10 protein-coding genes are annotated in these 4388 nt (G+C 62.5%); 7 read left to right on the top strand and 3 right to left on the bottom strand.

Annotation, left to right across the window (positions count from 1 at the left end; translation table 11 throughout):
• The coding region (locus tag ACIQ17_RS31255; protein ID WP_398473386.1) for a hypothetical protein at nt 1–217 on the bottom strand (217 nt) is incomplete at its 3' end.
• Here ACIQ17_RS31255 and ACIQ17_RS31250 point away from each other — a divergent pair.
• The gene (locus ACIQ17_RS31250; RefSeq protein ID WP_398473385.1) at nt 210–1031 is read left to right on the top strand and encodes a hypothetical protein; all 822 of its coding nucleotides are present in this window, start codon (nt 210–212) and stop codon (nt 1029–1031) included. The genes ACIQ17_RS31255 and ACIQ17_RS31250 overlap by 8 nt on opposite strands.
• Here the strand turns inward: ACIQ17_RS31250 and ACIQ17_RS31245 are convergent.
• A complete protein-coding gene (locus tag ACIQ17_RS31245) occupies nt 1028–1291 on the bottom strand; it encodes a hypothetical protein (RefSeq protein ID WP_398473383.1) in 264 nt (87 codons plus the stop codon). The two genes, ACIQ17_RS31250 and ACIQ17_RS31245, sit on opposite strands and share 4 nt — an antisense overlap.
• Nucleotides 1292–1421: 130 nt before the next feature.
• On the opposite strand from ACIQ17_RS31245, the gene ACIQ17_RS31240 reads away from it, so the two are divergent.
• From ACIQ17_RS31240 to ACIQ17_RS31215, 6 genes are read left to right on the top strand one after another with little or no spacing between them, the layout of a single operon-like run.
• On the top strand, nt 1422–1829 hold the full coding sequence (locus tag ACIQ17_RS31240; RefSeq protein ID WP_398473381.1) for a helix-turn-helix domain-containing protein: 408 nt from the start codon (nt 1422–1424) through the stop codon (nt 1827–1829).
• A gap of 4 nt (nt 1830–1833) precedes the next feature.
• Complete coding sequence (locus ACIQ17_RS31235) at nt 1834–2142, top strand: hypothetical protein (protein ID WP_398473379.1); 309 nt, start codon at nt 1834–1836, stop codon at nt 2140–2142.
• The gene (locus ACIQ17_RS31230) at nt 2132–2317 is read left to right on the top strand and encodes a hypothetical protein (protein WP_398473377.1); all 186 of its coding nucleotides are present in this window, start codon (nt 2132–2134) and stop codon (nt 2315–2317) included. Before ACIQ17_RS31235 ends, ACIQ17_RS31230 begins: the two co-directional genes overlap by 11 nt.
• 11 nt (nt 2318–2328) lie before the next feature.
• Nucleotides 2329–2604, top strand: coding sequence for a hypothetical protein (locus tag ACIQ17_RS31225; protein WP_398473376.1), 276 nt, complete (start codon nt 2329–2331; stop codon nt 2602–2604).
• 58 nt (nt 2605–2662) lie between these two features.
• Nucleotides 2663–3985, top strand: a complete 1323-nt coding sequence (locus tag ACIQ17_RS31220) for a hypothetical protein (protein WP_398473375.1) — start codon at nt 2663–2665, stop codon at nt 3983–3985.
• A gap of 26 nt (nt 3986–4011) precedes the next feature.
• Nucleotides 4012–4209 carry a hypothetical protein gene (locus ACIQ17_RS31215; protein ID WP_398473374.1) on the top strand — a complete coding sequence of 66 codons (198 nt, stop codon included), beginning with the start codon at nt 4012–4014 and terminating at the stop codon, nt 4207–4209.
• Here ACIQ17_RS31215 and ACIQ17_RS31210 read toward each other — a convergent pair.
• On the bottom strand, nt 4202–4388 hold a 187-nt coding region (locus tag ACIQ17_RS31210; protein ID WP_398473373.1), incomplete at its 5' end, for a hypothetical protein. The two genes, ACIQ17_RS31215 and ACIQ17_RS31210, sit on opposite strands and share 8 nt — an antisense overlap.

Below are 4388 nucleotides of genomic sequence, written 5' to 3'. Positions count from 1 at the left end.
ATGCGGCGCCCCGCTTGTTGAGATGCTCTGCGATCAAAGCTTCCTCAGCCGCGACCACATCCTCGATCTTGTCGAGCGTGGATGAGAGCGGCACGGTTTGCCCCTTAAGGGTGCGACCAATGGTGCTCTCATCGAGCCCGCAGCGAATTGCGATTGTCTTTTTGTGCAACCGGATGAGCGCAATGCGCTCCGTCAGTTCTGCAAGGCGATTGGACAAGGCCGCTAATCCGTGTTTCATCTGCATACTTGCAGACCGAAATCTGATTTGCGGCATCCTTGCAACAGAAATGTTTACGGAAACCCACAGCCTCGAAGCACCGCATATAGCGATCGGCATTCATGCCGGTCGGAGGCGGACTGTGGCGAGATCGGGCGGGCGTACCGAAGCGAAGCGCGAGGTTCAGACGCAGCAGCGCAAATGGCTTTTGGAGGTTCTGGAGAAGGTAAAATTAAAACCTTCCCAGCTAGCCATAGGCGCAGGCGTGAGCGACACCACAATCACGCGCATTTTGAATAACGAAGATTATCTTGGAACGCTCGCACCAGAAACGATCGAGCGCATCAAGGGCACGTATAAGGTGCCTGGACCGGAAGAATTCGCCAATCGGAGCAGATCATCGGTGATCGGCTTCTCGGAGGCATCGCGGTTCGATGCGGGCAGGGAAGCGGCTGATTTGGCGGTCATCGTCGACGCTATTCTGCGTGGGCGGAGCAACATGCATGTGTGGCGCCTGAAGACCATGGCCCTTGAAGGTGTTGGCTATTTGCCTGGCGATCTCGTGTTCGTCGAGCACCTGCCCGACACGATATCGGCGCGCCCACAAGATGCAGTCTGCGCGCAGGTCGTGGACTATCAGCACGGTGCCGCAGAGACGGTCTGGCGCGTCTATGATCCGCCGTTTCTTGTGGGTGCGGCAAATGACCGCACTGCCTATAAGCCGATCCTTGTCGATGGCGACCGCGTCAAGATCGCGGGCGTCATTCGCGAGAGCTATCGCCCGCATAGCCTTTCAGCCACTCGCGGCAGCTAGGAGCCGGTGACGTAACCGATCCAATTCGGGAAGCCCACAAGCTTGTAAAGTGCCCACTCGATCCCGAACGATATTGCAAGCGAGATCAGCACGTGGATGCGCGCCGCACGGTGAGCGGCCGTGACGTGCTCTGCATCTAAACCCGCATATCGAATGCGCACGACCATGTAACCCTGAAGCGCCAGCCAGCACGGCAGGAACATGGTGCCGACATTCGCCGCAATGATCGCGGCGTCGAGAAACCAGTTGAAAAGCCCCATACGGCTTACGGTATTACAGTCGCATACGCCGTTCCACGTGAAACGAAGCAGATTTTAACCTGCATACTTGCAGATTTTGTCTGCATGCGTATGCTCACCTCGATTTGCACGCAGAGGGAGCAACGCAATCATGAAGCAGCGATCGGCAGGACAACACGACAGCGAGATCGGCACGCGCATTCGCGCCCGCCGCAACATGCAGAAGATCAGTCAGGCGGAACTGGGCGAGGCGCTGGGCGTCTCGTTTCAGCAGATCCAGAAATACGAAAAGGGCGTCAATCGCGTCGGCGCCGCCCGCCTGGCGGAGATCGCCAAGGCGCTGGGCACCTCGACCTCGGCCCTGCTCGGCGGCGACGCCACCGAGGCGGCCAACCCCGAGGCGCTGACCATGATGGCCACCAACGACGGCGCCAAGCTCGCCCGCGCCTTTAATGAGATCGTCGACCCCAACCACCGCCAGGCAGTGCTCAGCCTGGCCAGGACGCTCGCCGAGACGGCGGCGGTCGGTGCCGTCCAGTTCCAGCAGGCGGCGGAGTAGGGCGATGGGACGCACCGCCACCGAAGTCCGCGAAGCGACAAGGATCCGCTGGAACGTCACGGCCAGCGAAGCCGACATCATCCGCAAGATCGGGTTGCGCGCCCACGAAAAGTTTGGCGCCGACGTCATCGAAACGCAGATGGATCTCACCGCCACTCATTGCAACGGCAATCCGCTGCGGCTGCAGGAGCTTCTCGATGCGGACGATCTCAATTTCACCCACGATGTCTGCGGCATCTATCGCCACCTCGATCGCAATAATGGCAAGCTGAAAGACATGTTCAGCCCCCGGTTTTCACGCCGTGAGCAGTGAGAGGGTCGGCGGACGCTGGCGCTTCCAGTGCGACAACTGCACGGAGGCGGTAGACACCGCCTCCGGCAATTTCAACGAGGCGCTCGCCGAGGCCAAGGCCGAAGGCTATCGCGCCTACATGCTGTCCGGCGAGTGGTTTCACCGCTGTGATGGCTGCAGCAGGAGCCGGTCATGAGAAGCGAGCCCATGCATGCCGCCGAGGTTGCCAAGCGCCTGGGGGTGACCGTGGCGACGTTCTATCGCCGCCGGCCGAAGCTGCACATGGTCGACGGGATGCCGCGCCCCATCACCTCCACAGGACGCCCCAGCTATGACCGGGCGAGCATGGAGGCCTGGCTGACCCGCAACGATCCGCGCCGGCCGCCGGCCGCCGCCAATGACAGCATCGCGCCGCCCATGCCGAACAGCGATGCCGAGTGGAACCGGTTCCTGCGCCAGACCTATGGACAACCGGCCGAGTGACCTTGACACCGCCCGGCCATCGTGCCGGGTTCCTTTTTTCCGCCGAGGTTGAGGGACCATGGCAAAGATCAAGATGCCCTATGTGGCGCCGCGCCCGCAGGCCGATGGCAGCTACCGGCCGCGCTTCGTTCCGGGGCCGCGCGAGCGCGCGATGGGTTACACCGGCAAGGATCTGAAGCACGACGACGGCCGCTGGTTTTCGCTCGAGGAAGCACTCGGCTTTGCCAATGCCAAGCGCGACGAGATCATCGGCCAGCGCAAGGCCGGCCGCAAGCTGCGAACGCCGCCGGTGCAGCGCGCCCGGCGCGTCTGCGATCTGTGGGATGCCTATACGCGCAGCCCGCAATGGCTGGGCGATGCCCGCCTGAAGATCGACGGCCTGCGCGCCAGCACGCGAAAATCCTACACCGCCTGGCTACGCCCGGTGATGAGCGAGCCGATCTGGCAGGCGCCGATCGCCAGTCTCGATCCTGTCATTCTCAAGGCGCTGTACGAGCATCTGTGCCAGCTGCGCACCGCGTCCATGGCACGCGGCGCCCTGACCGTCATCCAGGCAATGCTCGAATGGGGCCGCCTGCGCGGCTGGCTGCCGAAGATCCATGGCCAGACGGTCGAGAACCCGGCGCGGCGGCTCGACATGGAGACGCCGCCGGTGCGCCTGCGCGTTGCCAGCGAGACCGAGCTGACGGCGCTGATCACGGCGTCGGATCTCGTGGAATTCAATGGCGTGCCGCTGTCCGCAGTCGGCGACGCGATCGCGGCCGGGTTCTATTCGGGCCAGCGCAAGGGCGACGTGCTGGCATTCATTCCCGGCGCGGCGTCGAACAACCGGATCGAGCTCGTGCAGAGCAAGACCGGCGCGCGGGTGTCGATCCCGATGGCGCCGCGCCTGGTCGACCGGCTGGCCGCGGGCAGGGCGCGGCGGGTGCGGCGCGACTATGCCGTAACCTCGGCGAACATCGTCATCAATGAGGGAACCGGGCTGCCCTATCACACGCGCACCTTCCGCGATCACTTCCAGATGGTCCGCGACGCCGCGATCGCCGGCATTGTCGACGAGGCTGCGACGGCCGTCGCGCGCGCCCAGCACGCCGCCGAGCAGCGCAATGACGAACCGCCAACCATCTGGCTGCTGCCGCCCTGCAAGTCGCTGGCGGCGCCGGAGGGCACGGGCTTCACCTTCCCGGATCTGCGCGACACGTCGGTCACATGGTATGCGCGCGCCGGCTGCACGGTGCCGGAAATCGCATCGATCACCGGGCATAGCCTGAAGTCGATCTATGACATCCTGAAGCACTATCTCGCGCTGGACGGCCACCTGGCCGACAGTGCCGTGCGCAAGCTGGTGGATTACATGGAGCGGGAAGGGATGGCGGTCTAGGCCGCCGCGCTTTTGGAGTGAAAGCATTGAAAGAGAGCCCAAACAAGGACGCCCCGCAGAGTGACGTCGTCGCGATCGTCGAAGAGCTTTACACCTTGTTTCTGAATGCAGGCGAAGGGCAAGAACGTAGTGTGATGGAGTTACACAGCCATCTTGGCAGCACGTTTCACGCTCGCGTCCTTAACGCGGCGCGATTTTTGAAAATTGACGAGATCGTCACCTGACGAAATCCGAAGCTTTGCGCGAAAGGTTGGCGATGTAAGTCTGAGCGGTCGAAGCGATCGAGAGCAGACTTTGATCTCGGATATCAGCCCCCGCATGGGATGTTGGCACCTTGTAGGTCACCCCACGATCCGTCACATCTAAAAGCAATACAGTCGCCGGATCCCACCTAATAACAACC

The organism is Tardiphaga sp., from assembly GCF_044340795.1.
Lineage (GTDB): Bacteria > Pseudomonadota > Alphaproteobacteria > Rhizobiales > Xanthobacteraceae > Tardiphaga.
The sequence above is the reverse complement of the archived record's forward strand: the minus strand, read 5'-3'. Positions and strand labels throughout refer to the sequence as shown.

Excerpts from the sequence above, each read along its gene's own strand:
- ACIQ17_RS31220 (WP_398473375.1), top strand. The coding sequence starts at position 2,663 with ATGGCAAAGATCAAGATGCCCTATGTGGCGCCGCGCCCGCAGGCCGAT.
- ACIQ17_RS31225 (WP_398473376.1), top strand. The coding sequence starts at position 2,329 with ATGCATGCCGCCGAGGTTGCCAAGCGCCTGGGGGTGACCGTGGCGACG.
- ACIQ17_RS31245 (WP_398473383.1), bottom strand. The coding sequence starts at position 1,291 with ATGGGGCTTTTCAACTGGTTTCTCGACGCCGCGATCATTGCGGCGAAT.
- ACIQ17_RS31235 (WP_398473379.1), top strand. The coding sequence starts at position 1,834 with ATGGGACGCACCGCCACCGAAGTCCGCGAAGCGACAAGGATCCGCTGG.
- ACIQ17_RS31240 (WP_398473381.1), top strand. The coding sequence starts at position 1,422 with ATGAAGCAGCGATCGGCAGGACAACACGACAGCGAGATCGGCACGCGC.